Below are 22,320 nucleotides of genomic sequence, written 5' to 3' on the forward strand. Positions count from 1 at the left end.
TTAATACCTCCTTAATATACCCTATACCAGATACGCTACCATTCCTTCGACATGTAACAAGCGGTGATTATGGCGTGAGAGATTGAAAACGAGGAGATGAGAGAAGATGGAATACAAGTGGGTAGTTCTAAGCAATACCACGCTGGGTGTACTCATGTCCTCGCTTGACTCCAACATTGTTCTAATTGCCCTCCCGGACATAGGAAGATCAATGCAGGGAATGACCACCCTAGATCTTCTTTGGGTTCTGCTGGGTTACCAGCTCGTAGTTGCGTGTGTCCTTGTCAACTTCGGCAGGCTCTCTGATATGTTCGGGAGGGTAAGACTCTACAATATGGGCTTCGCCCTTTTCACTGTAGGATCTGGATTATGCAGTATCTCACAGACGCCTGAAGAGCTTATAGGATTCAGGGTTGTGCAAGCAATCGGTTCCGGTTTTCTCTTCTCAAACAGTGCTGCAATAATAACTGACGCGTTTCCTACAGAGCAACGTGGAATGGCCTTGGGAGTAAACCAGGTCTCCATCGTGGTGGGATCGGTTTCAGGCCTCATACTGGGTGGGGTCTTGTCACAAACCCTTGGGTGGCAGTCCATATTCTGGGTGAATCTTCCAATAGGAACCTTTGCCACCATATGGGCACACCTCAAACTAAGAGAACTTTCTAACCCGTCTCACACACATAACCTAGACATTTCTGGAAATCTTACATTTGCGGGAGGAGTTTTTTTGCTGCTCATTGGCCTTACCCTTTATGCCATTGCCGGTCTTTCTTTGCTGTTCACCACCTTGATCCTGGCATTTTCTGCCATCCTCTTAGCAGCTTTCGTGTATATCGATAGCCACCGTAAGGATCCGATGTTCGACCTGACCCTGTTCCGTAACCATGAATTCACGTCCGGTAACGAGACAATTTTCCTTAATGCGCTTGCGAGGGGTTCATTCATTCTGGTGATGGTTTTCTACCTGCAGGGTCCAATCATGGGTATGGGTGCCGAACAGGCTGGTATCTTTCTCATTCCAATGTCCGTCTCACTTTCTATTATGGGTCCAATAAGCGGGATACTTTCCGATAGGTTCGGACAAAGAATGTTCGTCGTAGGTGGACTGCTGCTGTCGTCCATTGGATTTCTTCTTATGACACGGATCGGTTATGGCTTGACCCTGACCCAAGTCCTGCTGCCGCTTGTTTTAATCGGAGCCGGCATGGGAATGTTCGCATCTCCAAACAGGTCATCAATAATGAATTCCGTCCCCGGTCATCGTAGAGGTGTCGCCTCAGGTATAAGCACCACGCTTACCAATGTCGGGGGTACCGTCAGCATCGGCCTAGCTTTCATCTTGATGAGCGCTACAACAACCAGATCAACTCTGGACTCTATTTTTTCCGGATTTTCAGCCAAGGTGAGCGTATTTGACGCGAGGAGTTTCATATATTCCGTGCATACTGTGTTTTATATCTCCACAGTAATGCTTATTGTTTCCATATTTCTTTACCTTCACGGATTGGGGAAGAAAATTCCACCTGTACAAAATAATTCAAGCGCAAAAAATGCTGGTGACTGATCTCTTCCTTTTTCCCGGATCTAGATATTTTGCTGGATTACTTACAATCTCCGTGATGCATTTTCTGAACTCTCTATGCATCAGAATATGAAAAGCTGATCTCTTCCATGGCACCCCTAGGGTTATCGGATCTCTATGACCTCGGGCCTGGTAAGCTTTATACCGATACGGTTGCCTTTTCTTATACTGTCGGTCATTTCTTCCATGCTTACCTTTAACTGGATCTTTTCGAAATTCTCCGAGGACATATGGATCCTGTAATATTCTCCCTCGAAGCCAATCGACTCGATTGTGCCTGAAACATCTGGAGAAACGCTGTCAATGGTAAATTCTGAGGGAAAGAACGCAATTCTCTCTCCTCCCAGTGTGATTACGTTGTAACCGAAGAATTTAGCGATTTCATCGTTTGAAGGATGCAAGAAAAGATCAGATGGCTTTTTTATCTCACCAAGTATCCCCCTGAAAATTATTGCGGCCCGATCTGCCATGTAAAGTCCCTCCGCATGATCATGCGTTACGTAGATCATTGTGAGGCCGGCCTTGCTGGCAAACTCCCTGATCTCGCTTCTCAATGACATTCTAACCTGAATGTCTAGGGAACTGAGCGGTTCATCCAGCAGGAGCAGATCGGGAGATGGTGCAACGGACCTGCCGAGAGCGACGCGCTGTCTCTGCCCGCCAGATATCTCCCCGGGAAAGCGGTTGAGAAGTTCTGAAATACCCAGCATATCTGCAAGATCGTTAACCCTGTCCCTTACCTCCTTTTCTCCCAGGCGCAGGTTCCTTAGCCCATATGCGATATTATCGTACACCTTCATATGCGGAAATATAGCCAAGTCCTGAAATATCATCCCGATATTTCTGCGACTGGCTGCTATAGTTGTGATGTTCCTGCCGTTGACCAGCACCTCGCCTGAATCCGGGAAATCCAGACCGCATATGTTTCTCAGCAGTGAGGTTTTTCCTGAACCACTTGGTCCCATGAGTGTCAGGACCTCGCCTTTCTCAACGCTCAGGCTAATATCTTTTAATGCAAACATTTCTTTGTATGCCTTGCTCAGATTCCTAATTTCAACGTACGGCAGCGAATCTCCCCCCGAACTTCATTATGAGATAGAACGCTATCACACTTACGATCATAAGAATGCTTGCTGCAGCGTAAGCCGGTCCTAACAGCCTTGCATTCTCAAGCCCGTAGATCTCTACCGTTATGGGTATATAGCTGGACGATGCGAGGAAATTTGTGGCTGAAAATTCTCCCAGGCTGATCCCGAAACCAAAAACCAGCGCCGAAGCAAAAGCTGAACCTGCAAGTGGCAGCTCGACGTCGAAAAATGGATTTCCCTTCAGTGTCATGGAAGCTTCTGAAACGGATTGCGGCAAAGTGAGAAAGCCGGCATCAATGACCCTGAGGACAACTGGAATAGCCACTGAGGACTGTGCCATGACAATTAAAACCCACATGAATGTTGTGGGCGTTGATGTACCAATTACGATGTACAGTGAAAATGCCATGAGAATGGAAGAAATTACCAGAGGGATGTACTGAAAGATCTCCGTAACATTCCCTGGTACCGAATGAAGCCTGCGTTTTCCCGTTATCCACATAGTTCCAAGGGCCGCGACAAGAAGAGCCGTGCACATTCCGTAGAAGAGCGAATTCAGGATGGCAGAAGTGGTTGTGATCCCTAGCCTGGCTGCAATACTTCCTTGGAAGAGCGTGCTGTAATTGACCAGGACGGAATTCGTCGTGCCGCTGAGTGACCTCAAGATCACAGAAGAAAAGAGATAAAATTCCACAGAGAGCCACAAGATCGTGTAGGCTAGGCCAGTAAAGAACAACAATTTACGCCTTTCAGCCGTCCTGATTGTTCTGTTACCTGTTGCGCCGGAGTGCCGAATTGCAAATAACATGTAAAGAACTGCAGGTAGAAAGAGCAGAAGTGCCTCTATTGCTGCCATAACAACTGCAGCAGAAAGGTCGCCCTGAACCTTCACGAATGAGTATATCCAGGCATCCATGGTGAAAAACTTTGGTCCTCCTATGATCAAAGGAGCCGCGAAACCGGAGAAAGAATAAGCAAAGGTAAGGAGCGCGCCGCCGAGAGCTGCTGTAATAGCACTCCTTCCCCAGATAGAATAGAACCGTCGGAATATTCCTGTTCCCAGAGTTTCCGAAGCCTGGATCAGAGCTGGATCAACCTGCTCAACAGCTGTCATTGCAAACATTGCTACAAGCGGAGCATTGAAAAATGTGTTGACTGCAACTATCCCTGTGAATCCCGTTGAAAGATCAACTAGACCCGGAAAAAAATAGGCTGCAATCGAATTTGAGTTGAAACCACTGATGAAAGCAAATACCACCACAATTGAAGGCATAAAGAATGGCACTATGGTAATTGAACTGATTAGCTTCTTGAACCTGAACTCGAACGATCCGAGAAAGAGGCCTAGTGGGAGCCCTATTGCAAGCGCAGCTAGAGCGCTGGTGATTCCCTGGTAGAATGAGTTCCCTATAGCCTCCCGTGTCAGCTGTGCGGTTATAGAGTTTCCGAAGACCTGCAGGACTAGGGAAGAATTGAAACTGTCGCGAACTAGATAGAAGTATGGATAAACGACTACCGCGACCACGAATATGGATGGTGACAGCAGCATAATCCAGTAAATTGGCTTGTACCCTTTCATCGAAGACCGAGATTGTCCCATTGCAATATCCAGTTAGCCATGTTCTCTGCGATATAAGAAGCGTTCATGTAATTATTCAGCGAGATTATAGTATCCGGATTTGGTAGCATTCCATAGAGAGCGGGGAGCTGTATGGTGCTGTTGGCCGGGTACATCCACTCATTTTCCGGAATCAGGTTCTGAACCCTCGGGCTAAGGAAATAGTTTACAAATGCTTCCTCCAGAGGAAGGTTGGCAGATCCATTCACGATGCCGATCCCGTAGATTGTCCTCCAACCATACGCACTCCCGTTCCAGTAACTGACCGCGGACCCCAAGGGACCATAACCTTCCAGATGGTAATACGCAGGATCGGTCAGATAGCTGGATGCCAGATTGGTTTCTGGGCCAGTGTTAAAGACATTGAAAGCATCTCCCCACGTATCAAATATATGATTTTTTGCGTTCGAATTATTTGCATATCCGCTCCACCAACTCTGCCAATTCTGTTTTAGGAGAAATTTGTAATATGCAATCTCCCACAGTAGAAAGCCGAGTCCAGTTGAGTCCAATGCTGGATTCTCAAGGAGAAGGTTAGAGGCGTTTGAACTGGAAAGAAGATCCTTGAATGATGGGGTGAAGTTATAGCCCGCAACGAATGTTTTATTGTAATCTATTCCGAGATAGGAGTACTCATACGGGATCACGTATGATGATGCTGATCCCATCTCAGCGATCAGCGTAGAATTGATATAACTCAATCCCGGTGGACTGTATTTGACAAGAAGATGTTCCTGCTCTGCAGTAACGGCGTTCATATTGGTGAGCCCAAGAACGATGTTAGCGCTGGGATGAGATGCCTTCGCTTCAAGGATGGCAAGGGGGTCAGACTGGTTTACCACCTCAATTGTCACATTATATTCCCGTTCAAAATGACCGAAGATAGCGTTAAAATTATAACCGATCGTATTACATCCGTAAGCCATGAACGAATCATATGAATATACTACCAGTACGTTTCCATGTTTCTCGTTCCTAATGAAATAGTATACTGAGAAACCGGCTACAACAACAATAACTACAATAGCAAGCGCGATAACCTTTCTTCTATAACCAACATACTTCCTGTCTTTTTGTTCTTTATTTCCCGCAGGACTCATCTGGTTTTCTCCTGCCAAAGAAGTTTCCTAGAATCATGGCTTCCCTACGTCGGCATTGTCCGCGTCAGGTTAAAGGGTCGACAGTGATTCAAGCCACTGTCCTCTCAGCTTATTCTTCGGGCTCCCCTAGCGTTAAGTGTATTGCACTGGAAATTTTAACCTTTGTGTCTCTCTCCAAGATAACGGATCTTGAAATGCCATTGTATTCACTTTCACGCGAGAAACTGATTTAATACGTTATTGGCATGTGGATTTCATGACGTCCGCGGAACCATCTGGAAGCGGTATACCCAGTATTATTGGATTTTCGGTAGCTAATATGGATACAGGTATAGATCCCTGGAAAGATTTTTTCTTATATTCAGCTGGTAATTGGCTGAAGAATAACCCGGTTCCATCTGATAAATCAAGATGGGGAGCCTTTGACGAACTTTCCGACTTCAATACTGGAAATCTACGTAACATACTGGAGATATGTGCCGGAATGTTACCTGACCCTTTAGGGGTGGTTGATCCGCAACTTGGTGACTTCTACCGATCAGCCATGGATGTGGAAACCCTTGAACACCTAAAATTCAAACCAGTTGAACAGTACATAGAATCCATTGAAAGAATTGATTCTGTAAATGCGCTTGTTTCCTATATTCACTACCTTCACTTATCAGGGATATTTCCCCTTTTCCAGGTATATTCCCAAACTGACGAAAAGAATAGTTCAATTTATGCTCTATACCTTTACCAAGGAGGCATATCTCTTCCAGACAGGGATTATTATATTTTGGATACTTTCTCTGAGATAAGACAGCATTACCTGAAACATATTGAAAAGGTATTCCGGATGTACGGATTCCCGGAAGAAAATGCGCGAAACGCTGCTGGTACAGTGCTCTCCATCGAAACAGGCATCGCTAAATCCAGCAGGAGCCGAACAGACCTTAGGGATGCAGAAAAAAACTATAATCGCATGTCACTACCCGATCTTGACGCAAAATTTCAGGTCTTCGGATTCAGACAATATCTGAAGAAGATCGGTGTGCCAGAGACAGATTATCTAGTGGTGGGGCAACCGGAGTTCTTCTCTTACCTCAACACACTTTTGACTGAAAGACCGCTTGAGGAGATCAAGATATATGTTAAATGGATCGTACTGAATGTCGCCTTGCCCTACCTCTTTGTTGAAGCCGAGGAAGAACATTTTGACATGTTTAACCGTAAGATAAGAGGGCAGATTAAAATGGAGCCCAGGTGGAAGCGATCAGTACATGTCATAGACCAGTTCATGGGAGAAGCTCTTGGTAAAATATACGTGAAAGAGCATTTCGGGCCGGAGGCGAGGGAGAGAATGAACGCCCTCGTAAAAGACCTCATGGAAGTCTTTGCAGATCGATTGGCCAGTTTGTCCTGGATGAATGAAGTCACAAGAGAGCGTGCCCTGGAAAAATTCAAGCGTTTCAGGCCAAAGATAGGCCATCCTGCAAAATTCAGGGATTATTCCTCTGTCGAAATAAGGAAGGATGAATACTTCGGAAACGTTTCAAGATGTGCTGCCTTTGAGTTGCGCCGGGAAACTGCAAGAGTTGGACGACCCGTTGACAAGGACGAGTGGTTTATGACCCCTCCCACCGTCAACGCGTATTTCTCGCCCCCAGACAATGAAATCGTTTTTCCTGCTGGCATACTGCAACCACCATTTTTCGATGTAAATGCGGATGATGCAGTTAATTACGGGGCCATAGGTGCAGTAATTGCCCATGAGATGACCCACGGATATGATGACCAAGGAAGACGTTATGATCTGGAGGGAAACCTAAAAGACTGGTGGAGCCCGGATGATGAAAGAAATTTCATGCAGCGCGCGTCAGGAATAGCAGACCTTTACAGTTCTCTCGAACTGCTTCCAGGAGTGCACGTAAATGGAAAACTGACGCTTGGAGAAAATATAGCGGATTTCGGTGGAGTCAGCATTGCCTACGAGGCATTGCAGAGACATCTCGAGAGAAACAGAGATTTAAGGAAAATTATTGATGGATTCACACCGGAACAACGTTTTTTTATATCATGGGCCCAAATGTGGAGGCAGAATGTCAAGGAACCAGAAGCAAGGATGCTTCTCACTATCGATCCTCATTCTCCAAACAAGTTCAGGGCGATTGTCCCTGCAATTAATCATCCTGGATTTGTGATGGCATTTGGTTCTCAGAAGGGGGAGAAGACGAACCCAATAGCCAAGGACATACAGATTTGGTGAGAAATTCATATATGTTGAGAATTCACAGGAGATCTGAATGCTCCTGATATGTAAACTAGTAGTAGTCCGGGTGTCAGAGGTGACTTTCCACATATAATTTCAAGGCTACTGCGTTGTTAAATTTTTCTTCCCTGGCTGAGTAAAGGAAAGTGACATCGCTTGATCTGCATATTTCAAGCAATTTTGCAGTAAGCTCGTTATTATCCAGCTCATTGAAATACTTCTCCCGGAATTCGTCCCATTTCTGAGTTTCGTGACTAAACCATTTCCTCAGGCCTTCTGAGGGTGCAATATCTTTCATCCACAGATCTATATTAAGATCCGCCTTAGAAATACCCCTGGGCCACAATCTGTCAACGAGAATCACCTTTCCCTTCCTATCGGCCTGGTCACCGTATGGTCGCATTAGTTGAATCACGATGTGACCATGGAATTCCGGATTATAGATACTTCTATCTGGAAAATGTTATTCAGAGATTATGACCAAATTAATTCCCTATGTTAGGTTGGACCCCCCAAGATGCAGAAAATTGCATATCAGCAAATTTGAAATTTTCTTTGTTTGACTGGTGTTTAAATATCAAGAGATTCTTATTACGATTTTCGTAATACATTTCCGGTATTCATCTAGGCAGATATATATTTATGACAGAATTCAAGATATGTGGAAATAAAACCTGATGCTAGGAAAGTTTCACACAGCGTGATACCAGAATCAACCAAACAAGAGACCGTGGTCCGCAGCAGTATAACAGAAGTCAGGAGATATCCCAATCGGGCCAGTTATGACAAAGAATTGCTGATCGATATTCTCCGTGGGGGGTTCATATGCCATGTCGCATTTCAGGTCAGTGGACAACCTTTTGTAATTCCCATGATGTATTACAATGATTCTGAATTTATTTACCTTCATGCAAGCCCTGCGGCCAGGATCTCAGGATCATTCAGGGCGGGTGATCCGATTGCTATTTCCGTGGTGGAACTGAACGGTATTGTCCTCGCAAAGGGAATTGCCGATAATTCAATGAACTATAGGTCTGCAGTCATTTTTGGAACTCCAGAGGAAATCTGTGACGATGAAGGGAAACTCACATTTGTCAGGGAATGGATAGACAAAATTTTGCCTGGCCGGAGGGAGAACTCAGAAATGCCCACGAATAATGAGCTAAAGAATGTATCAGTTTTCAGGGTAAAACTTGACCAGTTTTCAGTGAAGGTAAGGAAGGGAGGGCCCAGTGAAAAAAGAACGAACCCAGAGATATGGTCAGGTGTAATCCCTTTTAAGACAAAATTTCTTGAGCCTGAATTTTGTTCAACCGACCAGATACCGGATCACATCAGGAAATTCATCAACGCAAGAAATGACTAAACTACTGCTGATTACACTTGTCAACCTATTTTTGCACCGCGCTTAGCGCAAGAAGTGGCTGGAACTGCCCATATGAACTTCCATTCCTTATGCGAAGCACTATGGAAAAAAACAATCTTGTATTGAGAAGGATTTGAGGTGCATTTATATCTTAAATACGATGGCTTGAATATAACGACCCACATGAGAAACACTAAAAGAAAGTGGGTATATTCTAAGGAAACTGTGACACGATTATCATGGTCTGCTTGGAGCAACTGGAATGAGCCTCACGACAGCAGCAATTAGAATTAATAACACTTAGGGCCAAAAAATAGACCCCCTCATCTTTTAAAACAAGCCACTGGAGGGATTTGAACCCCCGACCTGCTGATTACGAATCAGCTGCTCTACCACCTGAGCTACAGTGGCATTTCAACGTTCCATAATGTTAATTGCAATACCCGAAGGTATTTTTGGATAAAAATATGTGGACTTCTGGGGAAGCATCTTCTTCTTTCTTGCAAGATCGATGAACTCCTCCTTGTTCCATTCAGGCATAAGGATTGAAAGTGAAGCTACCTTATCGTCAACTCGCTTCATTGCGAGTGATATGTCGTGCGTATAACTTATTTCCTGCTCTATTTCCCTTTCATCCATTGAAGCCAATCTCTTCAAGAGTAGTTCATTTACTATGAGGGATGCGGAGATATAGGCATTGGGTTCCAACTCCTTTAGCAGACTCAATGAACGCTCTGTGGGAACCAGTTCGATGAACTTTCCGTTATAGATTGTTATATTGTTCAGCCGATCAAGGTTCTGATGCTCTGTTATGACAAAGTAATTACCGAGATTATTCACTATTTTCTCAGCGTTGACTGAAGAGGATACAATTCTATGAACTCCTGAAATAAGTAGCCCCCTTTCGTGAATGGATGTAATGTAGGCCATTTCATAGCTCCAGAACTCTTCTTCTGCTTTTATGTTTCCTGCCAGAGATATGCCGGCTTTGAGCCTGTGATGTCCATCAGCCACTATTGCCTTTTCAGTGGCGAGGCATTCCTTTATCCTAGAAATGTTCAATTCGTTTGAGACGCAGTAAATGGAGTTTCTCACTCCCACAGGCTCATCAAAGACCATGGCTGGCCTTTCCGTGCTGATTGCCCTCCTCAGTATCTTCTCCAAGCTTACACTAGAAACTGTTAGAAAAATTGGCTCCAGCTGCGCCTTGAGCCTTCCCATAATATTTGCACGTTCCATCACCGGGCCAGGAAAGGTCCTCTCATGTGGCGATATTGCATCGCTTTCAGGATAAACTTTAACAAGAGAGATCATACCTATTCTCTGCATCTTCTCTCCGGCTATTCTAAATTCCTGCAAGACTATGAGTATGGTTTCTTTTTCCGATCTCTTCAAAATACCCTTATTTACCCAGTCGGAAAGAGTTCCTGAAGCCTCCAATATACCTTCTGGAGTTTCCGTGGGAAGTGTCAGGTGCGTGATGTTATGCGGGTAAATCTTTAGGGACGCTTCTTGCTCTGTTGTTATGGAATCGAATGGAGGTGATGTAACCATATCCGCGCTGTCGGTGAACATGTATGGCCTGAATTGTTTAATTTCCAACGTTGATCAGCTCTTCTCCATTACGGATTTCACCGCAGAAATATCCTGTTCATAACCTTCAACACCAAGTGGGGTTTCAAAATTCATTGGCAGTCCTTGCAACCGTGGATCATTGACAAAATTGGTCACACCTTCATTCCCCAGCGTACCCCTGCCTATCTGCTCATGCCTATCCACGTGACTCCCCCTCTCCTTCTTTGAATCGTTGAGGTGAAATCCCCTTAATTTCTGAAGCCCGATGGCACTGTCAAAATCTGTCATTACAGATTCGTAGCCCTGAGGAGACCTAATATCGTATCCTGCGGCCCATACATGACAGGTATCAAAACAAATTCCAACCTTTTCCTTTGCTTCCACCATATCGATAATACTTCCCAGCTGATCAAAGGTATGCCCTATGCTGCCGCCCTGTCCTGCAGCGGTTTCCAAGAGTATCATTACTTTCTGTTCGTGGTCGATCACTGCATTTAGGTTCATGGCAACATTGTTTATTCCCTCTTCAATGGTGGATTTCCCCCTAGATCCTGGATGAAAAACAAGATAATCCACACCCAGTTCGTCCGATCTGGAGATTTCATCCCGGAAAGCGTTCAGAACCTTCGACCTGAGTTCCGGATCAGAGGTTCCCATATTCAGAAGGTATGATCCATGCACCATGATCCTTATCTGGGAATTCTCTGAGGTCTTCTTCCTGAATGTCTTGACTTCGTCTGGATCCAGAGGTTTCTGGTTCCATTGCCTCTGATTTTTTGAGAACAGTTGAAAAGTTCTGAAACTGAATCTGGAAGCCCAGTCTGATGCGATTGAAACACCGCCAGACGTTGGCATATGCCCTCCAAGCAGCAAGTTATTAAATTTAGACATCTCTACATATTCCCTTTGCTTACATTCCATTCTGGATTATCATGTTGATGAACTGGTAAACATGAAGAGCAAGTGATGGGCTGTCGGTGTAACCGCACGCGCTAAGTTCGGGGTCCCCGATCAGCGCACGAGTCTGGTCACTGACCACATCGGTAGCAACAAGCCCCTCCTTCCTGTATACCTCAGTATTTTGAGGCACCCTTTTGTTTGGAGGGGTAACAAAGACAACACGAACCCCCCGCTTGATCGCATTGTCAATCTCCTTTTTCAGTTCTGTTCTTATCTCTCTAACTTTAGCAGTGCACACAAAGATCTCCGTCTCAGTAAGGTTAAACATCTCCGCAAGCTTGCTATATACTTTCTGGGATCCATAAATGGTGTATATGAGCTGTGGTTCACCCTTAGACGGAAGCATATCCTGCAACCCTTTAAGATTCGTAAACAGTTCCTGGAGCTTATTTTCGAAATCTGACCTGATCCTGTCCATATCCTCAGGCTTGAACATTCTGGGTCTCCCGTCTGTCTCTTTTGCAAATCCCTTCTGAACAAGCGATTCCATCACCTTGTAAGCAGACGTTCTTGGAATCTTAGCTGTGTCTGCCACTGTATCTGCGTTGGCTACACCGTGATAAACCAGCGCTGCGAACCCCTGTGCCTCATAAGACGACAGTCCCAGTATCTTGAGCATCTCGTGAATTCTGCTCAACTGCTCTGTGTTTGCCTCCATAAAAACGAATGTGCTTTTAGCTTAAATCGTTTTTCATTTTGATCCAAAAAAATAGATGTCAAATTAATTTTCAAAAAGACAAAACTGTTTATATATTGTTTTTACTATTTAGCTGTTTACCCTTTATTCCCTTTGAAAACAGCAATATCTTTGGTGCGAATAATTATGTTTTATATTCAGGTTAGCTTAAATAAGATACGTTTAAGGATTATCACATTATAACCATAATAGTCGAGATACTTTCACGTGTAGCCCATTTTCTGAAAGATTCTGGTCACATCGATCAGATCGCAGCATTTTACGTAATTTAAAGACCTTACGCGCACATTGCACATGGTTTTCCGTTAACAAAGACAATTTAAATTGAGGATATTTCACTCTGACTGCTACGTAGAGCAGAGTTGCCAAATTAGATATACAATTCTTAGATACAGCACCAATGCTAAACGTCGAAGATGCTTACAAGGTATTTCAGCTCGATGGTTTTCTAAGAGATGTTAAAATTTCAGAGATTCACCTTGAAGAGGATTTTGCAGAGGTCGTGATTCCTCTTGAAGATAATCTTCTGCGGCTTGGAAATATTATGAATGGTGGTGCTATAATGGCAGTTGGGGACGCAGCAGGAGGCATATGTGTCATGACCGGCGAGGGAGTGATGAATGAATTCACGGTTAACTTCCATGCGAATTTTCTCAGGCAGATTTCTCTCGGACCAGTAAAATTCTCGGCCAGGACTAAAAAGAACGGTAAGAGTCTTGCTTTCTGCCAGATCGACGTTTTTGATGGAAACGACGAATTGTGTGCTACTATGTCAGGAACGTGGTATGTCGTCAGATAGGTGAGAAAATGGAATTAAATGAGTTTAGACCACTTGATGGTAAGAGAGTGGTTATGGGCATAACTGCAAGTATCTCGTTGTATAGGAGCCCGGATGTGGTGCGAGAACTCAGAAGAGAAGGGGCGGAGGTTATTGTCGCCATGAGCAGAGAGGCAGCGGAACTCCTGAACCCAAGCGTTTTGGAATGGGCATCTGAGAACAAAGTGATAACCGAAATCACTGGCAGGATAGAGCACATAAATCTTTTCTTCGGCAGACAGCAGAACACTGTTTATCTTGTATCACCAGCATCGTATAACGTGATAGGAAAAATGGCGAATGGAATCTCTGATGATGTACCATCCCTGCTTTTCTCGTTTGCTCTTGGTCATGGTATTAAAACGCTGATCTCTCCTGCCATGCACGAGGATATGCTCACTAATCCAGTAAACCAGAAAAACCTGGATTACCTCGAGTACTTGGGTGTAGAAGTCATACCACCACGCAGAGCTGACTACAAGGCGAAGCTTGCAGAGACCGTAACCATATCCGACTTCGTAAACAGGGCCTTCAGACCCAAGTTACTGGGCGGAAAAAACATACTCATTGTCAGCGGTCGCGGAGAGGAGCCCATAGATCCTGTCAGAACTATATCCAACCGCAGTACAGGGGAAACTGGTTATACACTTGCCAGGACAGCGTACAGGATGGGCGCGTCAGTCTCATTTGTGGGAAATTCCAGTGAAATGCTTCCCGATTACATTGACTTCCACGAGGCACACTCCATGGATGAATTCATCAGAGAGACCCTGAAATTGACTAACAAGAATTTAGACGCCATAATCGTACCTGCGGCTCTTCCTGACTTTTCCCCTGTACAGGCGAAAGAGAGAAAGATCAGCGACGCGGAGAATCTCAAGCTTGAACTAAAAAAGACCCCTAAGCTGATCAACGAACTGAGAAAGAAATACGACGGCCTAATTGTGGCCTTCAGGCTTTCGCATAAAGATGATACTTCTGTGCACTTCTCTGAGTCGAAACCGGATATAGTGGTGTATAACCCAATACCAGACGGACATTCTGCGATAGAAAGAACCAGATTCTCATACACTATAAACTACGGCGATGGCAAAATAAATCTTAATGATGTGAGCAAAAATGATCTTGCATACAACCTCCTGAAGATAGTTTCAGAGAAGGCCACGGCAGTGAAGTGATTTGGCAGTAAAGGAGCTTGTTAGATTCACTGGCATCCAGGCAATGAGGATGAGCCTTGAATCTGCGACTAAATTTATATCACTGAAACTGCCCGGACTTGCTTCCAGTAACCCCGACCTTATCGTCCTGCCGGAGAAATGGATAGTTGATTCTTTTGATGCCGATGGAGAGCCATTAGAAGCCCTTATGGGTTCACTGATCGACGTGAGCGGAGAGAACACGTCGGTAATGATACCAGGAAGTTTGAGCATCGTCAGAGAAGGAAAGCTATATAACTCGGCTCCGGTGATAGATAGAGGTAAAGTCATCGGCTGGCAGGATAAGATCTCACCTTTCCGTAACGAGGTGAACAGGTATTCAAGGGGAGGAGAAGTCAGGATTTTTGATACGTCTATCGGCAGGATATGCGTACCTGTATGTTACGATATAGATTTCCCATATTTCTTGAAAGTGGCAATACGCGGTGGTGCTAATTTTGCCATAAATCCATCGCTTATTGATTCCCAGTTCCTCGAAGAATGGCATCTGTACATATCTGTGCGTTCACTGGAAAATCGTATTCCCGTCCTTTCCGTTAACTCTCTTTCTTCGCCTTTCAATGGAAACAGCCTCGCTGTGCAACCATACCTCAATTCCTATGGATTTCGCGTCAGGAAGATTACTGCAGGGGTATCAGAGTCTTTCAAGGGTGAACTGGACGGGAAAGGCATAGGGGATTACATGGCGAAACGTGCAGAAGAAGATCCCGGAATTTACGGCCTATCACGAGATAAATCTGTTCAAGATACCTGAGAGTTCTTCTGGCTTTTCGACCTGTGGAACGTGTCCAGCATCTGCAATAACGTCAAGTTCACTTGCAGGAATCAGATGATGGAGCCTTTCACCATTTTCCAGTGGAATGATACGATCCATGCCCCCCCAAACAATGCAAGTTTTCGCCGATATCTGCGAAAGCTGATCGTCGGATATTTTCTCTCCTAATCTAGCGTTGTTTTCCACAATCTTTTTCATTATTTTCGGATCATTATATCTATAGAGGGAGACAAGGCGATTGATGAAAGAATCAGCATACTCCTCGCCTGTTTCCCTAGCGGTTCTGTTTATCCCGGCGCTGTCTACCAGCACCAGTTTCCTAGGTGTCTTCCTTGTAACTGTATATCTGAGCGATACCCAGCCACCATAAGAGTTTCCAACAAGGGCAAAGCCTTTTAGGCTGAGGCCCGCAATAAAATCATCCAGTGCCTCGCACTGGTTCTCGATGGTGTAAGGGATGTCCGGCCTCGCTGATCTCCCATGACCCAGAAGGTCGATCATGTATAAGCTGAACCGCGTGTCCAGGAAGCTATTCATCCTAATCCAACTGTTCCCGGTGCCACCAAGTCCATGGAGAAAAATCATTGGAATATCTCCCTGGCGATACAGGTATGAAATTTCCCCGAAGCGAGAATTCACCGTAAGCCTCTTCATATTAAAACTTTATGCCATTGATCCTAATAAAATCGCATTCCTTTATGTGTATTCATTCTATGTCAGTATATAAAAATCATTAGGTGTATATTCTGTGCATCCATTGAAAAAAACTTATTTATAGACCATAATAACAAATTGTGAAAGAGGAAAGAAAGTTTGTTTATCTCTTCTCGGAAGGAAGCAAAGAAATGGTGGATATTCTTGGAGGCAAGGGGGCAGGCCTTGCCGAAATGACCAAGATCGGATTGAACGTCCCTCCCGGTTTCACCATAAGCACGGAAACCTGCAGGGAATTTCTTGCAAAAGATAAAATTCCAGATGGGGTCATGGAACAGGTCAACCGGGCGTTGAGAAAAGTTGAAGAACTCTCCGGTAAGAAATTCGGGAACCCTGAAAACCCGTTACTCGTATCAGTGAGATCTGGTGCTCCAGTGAGCATGCCGGGGATGATGGACACGGTTCTGAACGTTGGGCTTAACACATTAACGCTTAGGGGCCTCGGAAAGAGAACTGGGAACAGAAGATTCGCTGCGGACGCATACAGAAGACTTGTGCAGATGTTTGGATCCATAGTTCTGGGGATCAACGGTGAATTATTTACTGAAGCCATGGAGGACCTGAAAAAGGAACGTGGAAAGAAACTTGACACAGATCTTGATGAGAATGACCTTCTCGAACTTGTTTCGAGGTTCAATAAGGTTTATGAATCAAAGGGACTGAAGTTTCCAGAAGACCCTGAGAAGCAACTGGAAATGTCCATTGAAGCAGTATTCAAATCTTGGAATTCCGAAAGGGCAAAGGTATATAGAAAGGAAAACGGCCTTGACGACAGAATGGGTACAGCAGTAAGTATAGTGGCAATGGTATTCGGAAACATGGGAAACGATTCCGCGACAGGCGTTGCATTCACGAGGAATCCAAACACTGGTGAAAAGATATTGTTTGCAGAATATCTGGTGAACGCCCAGGGAGAGGATGTCGTCGCAGGAATAAGGACTCCAAAGCACATTTCTGACATGAAAACTGAGATGCCAAGAGCATACCTTTCTCTTATCGATTCTGCAAATAAACTTGAGAAACACTATAAGGATATGCAGGACATAGAGTTCACTATAGAGAGTGGAACCTTCTACCTGCTTCAGGTGAGATCAGGAAAACGTACTGCCAGAGCTGCTGTTAGAACGGCAAGAGAAATGGCTGACGAAGGGCTGATCACAAGGGAAGAAGCTGTAATGAGGATAACGCCGAAGATTCTAGACTCTCTTATGCACCCTCAAGTGAAGAGAACCGGGCGGGAAATATACCTGGGAAAGGGACTTGCCGCCTCTCCTGGAGCTGCATTCGGGCAACTGGTATTTTCATCGGAACGCGCCATCGAACTTTCAAAGGAAAAGAGGGCCCTAATCCTTGTCAGACCGGAGACAACAGCAGATGATGTCAGGGGAATGGTTGTCTCAAAGGCTTTCCTGACGCAGAAAGGAGGCATGACATCCCACGCGGCGGTCGTAGCAAGGGCTATGGGAAAACCTGCTGTCGTTGGGGCGGAGATGATCCAGGTAAATACCAAGGAGAAAAAGCTAATCTGCGGTGACCACGAAATGACAGAAGGAACAGAAGTGACTGTTGACGGTACATCTGGAGAGTTCTATCTTGGAAAAACTGAAATGGAAGAGCCTGGCATCAGCCCTGATACGGACGTGATTCTTGGATGGGCCGACGCGGTAAGAAAAATTGGCGTTAGGGCAAATGCAAACACCCCGGAAGAGGCAGTTCTGGCGAGAAAGAACGGAGCAACCGGAATTGGACTTGCAAGGACAGAGAGGATGTTCCTTGGAAATGATAGGATACCTATCATGCGGGCGATGATCATGAGCAGGGATGAGGGAGAAAGGAGGATGAATTTAGATCGCCTCCTTCCAATGCAGGTATCTGATTTTGTGGAATTTTTCAGGACTATGGAAGGTTTTCCGGTGATAATAAGGCTCCTCGATCCCCCGCTTCACGAGTTCCTTCCTGACAAGGAAGAAGTTATGAATGAAATGTTCAAACTGAGATCCAGAAAGCAAAGTGACTCGGAGAAACAGGGGCTTGCTGAACTCCAGAAAATATTTGAGACGATAAAGAGCCTGGAAGAGTTCAATCCAATGCTTGGCTTCCGCGGCTGCAGACTTGGTATAAGTTACCCTGAAATTTATGAAATGCAGGTGAGAGCCATCATACGTGCGGCTTCCAAAGTTATACAGGAAGATAAGCAGATATTCCCTGAAATCATGATTCCCCTTGTTGGACATGTGAATGAACTGAAGGTCCTGCGGGAAAGGCTCGAGGAGGTTGCAAGACAGGAAGCTGGGAACAAGCACGTGGAATACAAATTCGGGACCATGATAGAAATCCCGAGAGCTTGCCTCACGGCGGATAAGATCGCCAGATATGCTGATTTCTTCTCCTTCGGGACGAACGACCTGACCCAGATGACATTTGGATACAGTAGGGACGATGCGGAGGGAAAATTCCTTGCAAAGTACATAGAGTCTGGAATACTGGAGAACGATCCCTTCAGCACTGTGGATGTCGATGGAGTAGGAGAATTGATGAAAATGGCGGTGCAGAAGGGAAAGAAGACGAGACCCGACTTGGATATAGGCATTTGCGGAGAACATGGGGGCGATCCAGCTACAGTGGCTTTCTGTCACAGGATAGGGCTTGACTATGTATCTGCATCACCTTACAGAATACCAATAGCAAGGCTGGCGGGTGCCAGAGCTGCTATTGAAGAGAAGGGCGGAAAAAATCTACCGGACTAAAGGGGTTACCGCAATAATTCAGCCAATGGGAGTCGACTCCCAATATACTTTACATATACTATTTGATACCGTAGAGAGAAGCAATAAACAGCGAATACCTTTCCTTTGGATCCGTACTCTCCAGAAGACCCGGAAATAGTATTGGAATTAACAATATACCCTCTGAGATATGCAGTTATTCTTGTGCGTGCTGTCATATAGGAAAAACGCTAAATGTTCAGGTAAAGAGACAGAATTTCTTTCAAACTGGCAGAATTGTAAAGTCTGCGCAGGCTGGAATTGAAAATGCGCAGAAATCCAAACAGGATATCGATTGCATAATCTTAGTGCCGGACGGTGGACCTACACTTGACCACAATCTTGAAGGAGAAATCGAAACGCTGGGCAGATTGGAAATAAAGATCACAGTAATAACAAATTCGTCACCCCTTCACAGGGAAGACGTCATGGATGCCTTTTCGGGCGCAAACTAGATCTCGGTAAAGATTGAGGCTGTCAATCCAGCGATATGGCGCACTATTAACTGACCTTCGCCTGCCCTTGAATTCTCAGAAATCATAGGGGGTTGGAGAAATTTTCAAAAAGTTATAACGGTTTCCTCACAACTTAAACTGTATTAGTGAAAGGAATCAGTGACAGAGATCATAGCTTAAGCGAACCGGCTGATCTAATAAAAATTCTCAATCCACCGGTATCGTATATTTCAATTCCCACGGGGCCACTTTCAGAGGAATGGGTTCAGTCGCCCGATGAAGCGACCGTAATCAAGGCTTATTTCCTTTTTTCTCGAAAGGAACTAAAAGTGGAACTTCTTACTGGATTTGAGGGAGATTCGTTTTTCTATTCTGGAGATATTGAGACGGATATTCTGGGAATCACGGCGGTACACCCCATGCGAGAAGATGTTCTGATGAGGCTTACTGAACGTTCCGTAAAAGATCGGAACCTAATTTAGAGGCAGATCAGCAGAAATCTCCTTGTAAAAGAGGAATACGGTGGAAACTACTTTTACCTAAGGAAATTCCAGAGATAGCCCAAAGGAGAAGATATTCATAACTTCCAACTATCGTATACTGCTGATTCATCTTGAATTTAAATAACCTGATGAACAGTAATTTCGCCTTTTCCAGCGTACGCATCTTTTGGGAGGCGGGATTCAGAATGGGATTTACTGAACTCCTCGCTTCCCACCCATCTGTTAAAATCTTCAAGGGAATTCCAATAAGTCATGACGATATAGCTGTCACCCTGAACTGGCCTCAGCACTTCATTTCTTATGAAACCGGGAAATCCATCCACGGTGTGGGACCTTTCGCTCAATGACTTTTCAAATCTCTCTGAAAATTCCTTTTTTATCCTGAGGTGGTTCTGCACAACAATCATAATGGGTAATAATGTTAGTGCTGATTAAGATTATCACAGAATAATCTATATCGATGATATGAGACTGTTCCCTGGCTCTTCCCCTATCATTTCATTTTAAAAAGACTTTCAAGATACTGCAGAAGGTTCCTGGACTCGGCCATCAATTTCTCCGAATGCACTCTAACCTGCTCAGCGCTGTCCCTTTCTCTGACGGTGACCGTAGCATCGGAAAGAGTGTTATAGTCAAATGTGATACAGTAGGGTGTCCCTGTCTCATCCTGCCGCGCATATCTTCTGCCTATGGATCCCGATTGATCGTATGCCACATAGGGGTTGCTGGAAATTATCCTGTTGAAGAATTCCAACGCAACAACGTTGACGTTGTCCTTGTTCACAAGAGGCAGTATCGCGGCATTGTAAGGAGCTATCTCAGGTGGGAGCCTGAGAACCTTGAAGCCGTTAGGTCTCCGGTAGTATGTGTGCATAAGAACGCTGAGCAAAATCCTGTCTATACCCGAAGCTGGTTCTATGATCGATGGCACAACAGGTTTATCGTCAGAAAGAATAGACATGGACTCCCCACTTGATTTTTCGTGATTTGGAAGATCATTTCTGTCGGCTATTCCAGTAACCTCGACCCAATCATTATCAATCTCAACTTCAACATCCCAAGTGTCCACAGAATAATGCGCCAGATCATCCTTCGATACCTGCCTGAACCTTAACTTCGAAGGATTAATGCCAACCCTGCAAAGGATTACTGCTGTCTTCTCCATGAAATACGCCAGGGCATTGCTGCTTATGATTCCATTAGAAAGGGCAGAGGAAACATCAGTTCTTGTCTGTTCTCCAACCCTTGGAATCAGTGAAAGGGGGAGGGTGGCTTTGAAATCTTTCCAGAACTTTCTCTGTGGATCAACGAATACCTCCACTTCAGCCATGTTGAATTCCCTTAACCGGATAAGGCTCTGTCTTGGAGATATCTCATTTCTGAAACCTTTTCCGAACTGAGCCACTGCCATTGGCAGTTTCCCCCTAAAAACAGTGTTAAGAAGCTTGAAATTTACTATGATTCCCTGTGCTGTTTCCGGTCGGAGATAAAGATCAGTTCCTCCCCCCTGTCCCGGCAAACTGAACATCACCTGGAAATCTCTTGCCTCTGTGATTCTGTTCCCGCAAGAAACACACTTCACAGTGTTTTTTGAGAGAAACTCATTCGCTGCTTGCACTGATTTGAGAGCCTGATCGAAACCGGAAGCTTTCATTACTGTTTCGAGTTTTTCCCGGTTATGGCATTTCTGGCATTCCGTTCCAAGATCTGAGAATTTGTCGAGGTGTCCCGATGCCCTGAACACAGGAGAAGGCACCACAACGGGTGTGTCTATAAATATGGCTCCATCGGCTAGATAGCTCTCCTTCCATACCTTAACTATGTTGTCCCTCATCAGTACTCCAAGTGGTCCATAATCGTAGAACCCTGAAATGCCGCCATACAATGAAAACGAAGGCCAGAAGAACCCTCTCCTTTTGGCCAGTTCGACTGTGTCCTCGTAGGCGGTCATTGGAATGCACTTAAAAGTTCTATATCGTAAAGCATGCCAACAAGTTTCTGCGATCCATCAAGCAGTGGAAGCTGGTTGAAGTTCTTCGTAGCCATTATCTTCGCCACCCTTTCTATTGTATCGTTTACGTAAGCGACGGCTGGTGTCTTAATCATGATGTCTGAAGCGGGTATGTTCGGCAACTGAATCTTGTTTTTCTCTAGTATATAGGTTACCACATTCCTTATACCGGACCAGGACCACGGGTCCTCGTCCTCGGCCATACCAGTTTCTGAAAGCACTGAACTCTGTTTCAGGTCAACCTTGTCGAATATATCTCTATCGGTGATTAATCCCATGAAATCTCCGTTTTCATTGATTACTGGAAATGAATAGATTCTGGACACCCTCATCATGGTGTATATGGCACCTAGTGGGGTGTTGTACCATAGGGGTACAGCCATGATGTGGAGTATTGACTTTACAGGTAGCTGACCGTAGATTTGTGAAAGGGTGTCAAGGAAATTCTGCGGAGTGAGGATCCCTACAACATCTCTTTCGGAATTTATGACCGCTATATGCCTCCTGTTTTGCGATACCAGTTCCTTTGCAGCTTTTTCTATCGGGTCAGTGTCATAAACCGGATTAGCTCTTCTCATCACAAGAGCAGTCTGGCTTTCTTCTGGATTATCGAAGATGTCGCGCCTGCTAATTATTCCCACATACTTACCCTTGGAATCAATTACTGGCAGACCAGTTATATTCTTTTTTATAAGTATTTTAACCACGTCACTGACGGTGCTCGGTACCCTGCATATGTGTGGGGACTTCGTCATTATGTCTGAAACTAGGGCTGCCATAATGGGTGATCGGGATTCCATATTAAATTATTTTCCGACTAAAATGG

General features: G+C 44.8%; 20 protein-coding genes, 1 tRNA gene and 1 riboswitch. Of the genes, 9 read left to right on the forward strand and 12 right to left on the reverse strand.

Features of this window, described 5'->3' with window-relative positions; translation table 11 throughout:
• The first annotated feature begins 106 nt into the window (after positions 1-106).
• The gene (locus tag QW597_01405; protein ID MEM0155245.1) at positions 107-1,564 is read left to right on the forward strand and encodes an MFS transporter; all 1,458 of its coding nucleotides are present in this window, start codon (positions 107-109) and stop codon (positions 1,562-1,564) included.
• Positions 1,565-1,686: 122 nt separating this feature from the next.
• Here the strand turns inward: QW597_01405 and QW597_01410 are convergent, their stop codons facing one another.
• From QW597_01410 to QW597_01420, 3 genes are read right to left on the reverse strand one after another with little or no spacing between them, the layout of a single operon-like run.
• Positions 1,687-2,604 carry an ABC transporter ATP-binding protein gene (locus QW597_01410; protein ID MEM0155246.1) on the reverse strand — a complete coding sequence of 306 codons (918 nt, stop codon included), beginning with the start codon at positions 2,602-2,604 and terminating at the stop codon, positions 1,687-1,689.
• 31 nt (positions 2,605-2,635) lie between these two features.
• Positions 2,636-4,249 carry an iron ABC transporter permease gene (locus QW597_01415; GenBank protein ID MEM0155247.1) on the reverse strand — a complete coding sequence of 538 codons (1,614 nt, stop codon included), beginning with the start codon at positions 4,247-4,249 and terminating at the stop codon, positions 2,636-2,638.
• Positions 4,246-5,388, reverse strand: a complete 1,143-nt coding sequence (locus QW597_01420; protein MEM0155248.1) for a thiamine ABC transporter substrate-binding protein — start codon at positions 5,386-5,388, stop codon at positions 4,246-4,248. The genes QW597_01415 and QW597_01420 overlap by 4 nt, the downstream gene beginning before the upstream one ends.
• Before the next feature lie 24 nt (positions 5,389-5,412).
• Positions 5,413-5,526, reverse strand: a riboswitch (TPP riboswitch).
• Positions 5,527-5,644: 118 nt separating this feature from the next.
• On the opposite strand from QW597_01420, the gene QW597_01425 reads away from it, so the two are divergent.
• Positions 5,645-7,636, forward strand: coding sequence for a M13 family metallopeptidase (locus tag QW597_01425; protein MEM0155249.1), 1,992 nt, complete (start codon positions 5,645-5,647; stop codon positions 7,634-7,636).
• A gap of 73 nt (positions 7,637-7,709) precedes the next feature.
• Here QW597_01425 and QW597_01430 read toward each other — a convergent pair whose 3' ends face one another.
• On the reverse strand, positions 7,710-8,054 hold the full coding sequence (locus QW597_01430) for a DUF488 family protein (GenBank protein MEM0155250.1): 345 nt from the start codon (positions 8,052-8,054) through the stop codon (positions 7,710-7,712).
• A gap of 246 nt (positions 8,055-8,300) precedes the next feature.
• Between QW597_01430 and QW597_01435 the strand changes: the two genes are divergently transcribed.
• Positions 8,301-9,005: a pyridoxamine 5'-phosphate oxidase family protein gene (locus QW597_01435; GenBank protein ID MEM0155251.1), complete on the forward strand. Its 705-nt coding sequence runs from the start codon at positions 8,301-8,303 to the stop codon at positions 9,003-9,005.
• A 338-nt stretch (positions 9,006-9,343) separates the two neighbouring features.
• On the opposite strand, the gene QW597_01440 is transcribed toward QW597_01435, so the two are convergent.
• The 4 genes from QW597_01440 to QW597_01455 form a co-directional block, all read right to left on the reverse strand.
• Positions 9,344-9,416, reverse strand: a tRNA-Thr gene (locus QW597_01440).
• 3 nt (positions 9,417-9,419) lie between these two features.
• The gene (locus QW597_01445) at positions 9,420-10,607 is read right to left on the reverse strand and encodes a DUF1015 family protein (protein ID MEM0155252.1); all 1,188 of its coding nucleotides are present in this window, start codon (positions 10,605-10,607) and stop codon (positions 9,420-9,422) included.
• A 6-nt stretch (positions 10,608-10,613) separates the two neighbouring features.
• Positions 10,614-11,501, reverse strand: a complete 888-nt coding sequence (locus QW597_01450) for a deoxyribonuclease IV (GenBank protein ID MEM0155253.1) — start codon at positions 11,499-11,501, stop codon at positions 10,614-10,616.
• Positions 11,491-12,198: a TrmB family transcriptional regulator gene (locus QW597_01455; GenBank protein MEM0155254.1), complete on the reverse strand. Its 708-nt coding sequence runs from the start codon at positions 12,196-12,198 to the stop codon at positions 11,491-11,493. The genes QW597_01450 and QW597_01455 overlap by 11 nt, the downstream gene beginning before the upstream one ends.
• A gap of 439 nt (positions 12,199-12,637) precedes the next feature.
• Between QW597_01455 and QW597_01460 the strand changes: the two genes are divergently transcribed.
• The 3 genes from QW597_01460 to QW597_01470 are packed head-to-tail and all read left to right on the forward strand — an operon-like array spanning position 12,638 to position 15,025.
• Positions 12,638-13,036: a PaaI family thioesterase gene (locus tag QW597_01460; protein MEM0155255.1), complete on the forward strand. Its 399-nt coding sequence runs from the start codon at positions 12,638-12,640 to the stop codon at positions 13,034-13,036.
• 8 nt (positions 13,037-13,044) lie between these two features.
• On the forward strand, positions 13,045-14,232 hold the full coding sequence (coaBC, locus tag QW597_01465; GenBank protein ID MEM0155256.1) for a bifunctional phosphopantothenoylcysteine decarboxylase/phosphopantothenate--cysteine ligase CoaBC: 1,188 nt from the start codon (positions 13,045-13,047) through the stop codon (positions 14,230-14,232).
• Between the two features lies 1 nt (position 14,233).
• Complete coding sequence (locus QW597_01470; protein MEM0155257.1) at positions 14,234-15,025, forward strand: carbon-nitrogen hydrolase family protein; 792 nt, start codon at positions 14,234-14,236, stop codon at positions 15,023-15,025.
• Here the strand turns inward: QW597_01470 and QW597_01475 are convergent.
• The gene (locus QW597_01475; GenBank protein MEM0155258.1) at positions 14,996-15,700 is read right to left on the reverse strand and encodes an alpha/beta hydrolase; all 705 of its coding nucleotides are present in this window, start codon (positions 15,698-15,700) and stop codon (positions 14,996-14,998) included. The genes QW597_01470 and QW597_01475 overlap by 30 nt on opposite strands.
• A 140-nt stretch (positions 15,701-15,840) precedes the next feature.
• Here QW597_01475 and ppdK point away from each other — a divergent pair, with 140 nt between their 5' ends.
• The 3 genes from ppdK to QW597_01490 all read left to right on the forward strand — a co-directional run bounded on the left by ppdK (position 15,841) and on the right by QW597_01490 (position 19,462).
• On the forward strand, positions 15,841-18,507 hold the full coding sequence (gene ppdK, locus QW597_01480; GenBank protein ID MEM0155259.1) for a pyruvate, phosphate dikinase: 2,667 nt from the start codon (positions 15,841-15,843) through the stop codon (positions 18,505-18,507).
• Between the two features lie 326 nt (positions 18,508-18,833).
• Positions 18,834-18,980: a hypothetical protein gene (locus QW597_01485; GenBank protein MEM0155260.1), complete on the forward strand. Its 147-nt coding sequence runs from the start codon at positions 18,834-18,836 to the stop codon at positions 18,978-18,980.
• 146 nt (positions 18,981-19,126) lie between these two features.
• Positions 19,127-19,462: a hypothetical protein gene (locus tag QW597_01490; GenBank protein ID MEM0155261.1), complete on the forward strand. Its 336-nt coding sequence runs from the start codon at positions 19,127-19,129 to the stop codon at positions 19,460-19,462.
• Between the two features lie 137 nt (positions 19,463-19,599).
• Here the strand turns inward: QW597_01490 and QW597_01495 are convergent, their stop codons facing one another.
• From QW597_01495 to QW597_01505, 3 genes are all read right to left on the reverse strand, one after another.
• Positions 19,600-19,890, reverse strand: coding sequence for an antibiotic biosynthesis monooxygenase (locus QW597_01495; protein ID MEM0155262.1), 291 nt, complete (start codon positions 19,888-19,890; stop codon positions 19,600-19,602).
• A gap of 86 nt (positions 19,891-19,976) precedes the next feature.
• Positions 19,977-21,434, reverse strand: coding sequence for a glycine--tRNA ligase (gene glyS / locus QW597_01500; GenBank protein ID MEM0155263.1), 1,458 nt, complete (start codon positions 21,432-21,434; stop codon positions 19,977-19,979).
• A complete protein-coding gene (locus QW597_01505; protein ID MEM0155264.1) occupies positions 21,431-22,273 on the reverse strand; it encodes a CBS domain-containing protein in 843 nt (280 codons plus the stop codon). Before QW597_01505 ends, glyS begins: the two co-directional genes overlap by 4 nt.
• Positions 22,274-22,320: the final 47 nt, after the last annotated feature.

The sequence above is a fragment of the Thermoplasmataceae archaeon genome, from assembly GCA_038729425.1.
In the GTDB taxonomy this organism is placed as follows: domain Archaea; phylum Thermoplasmatota; class Thermoplasmata; order Thermoplasmatales; family Thermoplasmataceae; genus B-DKE.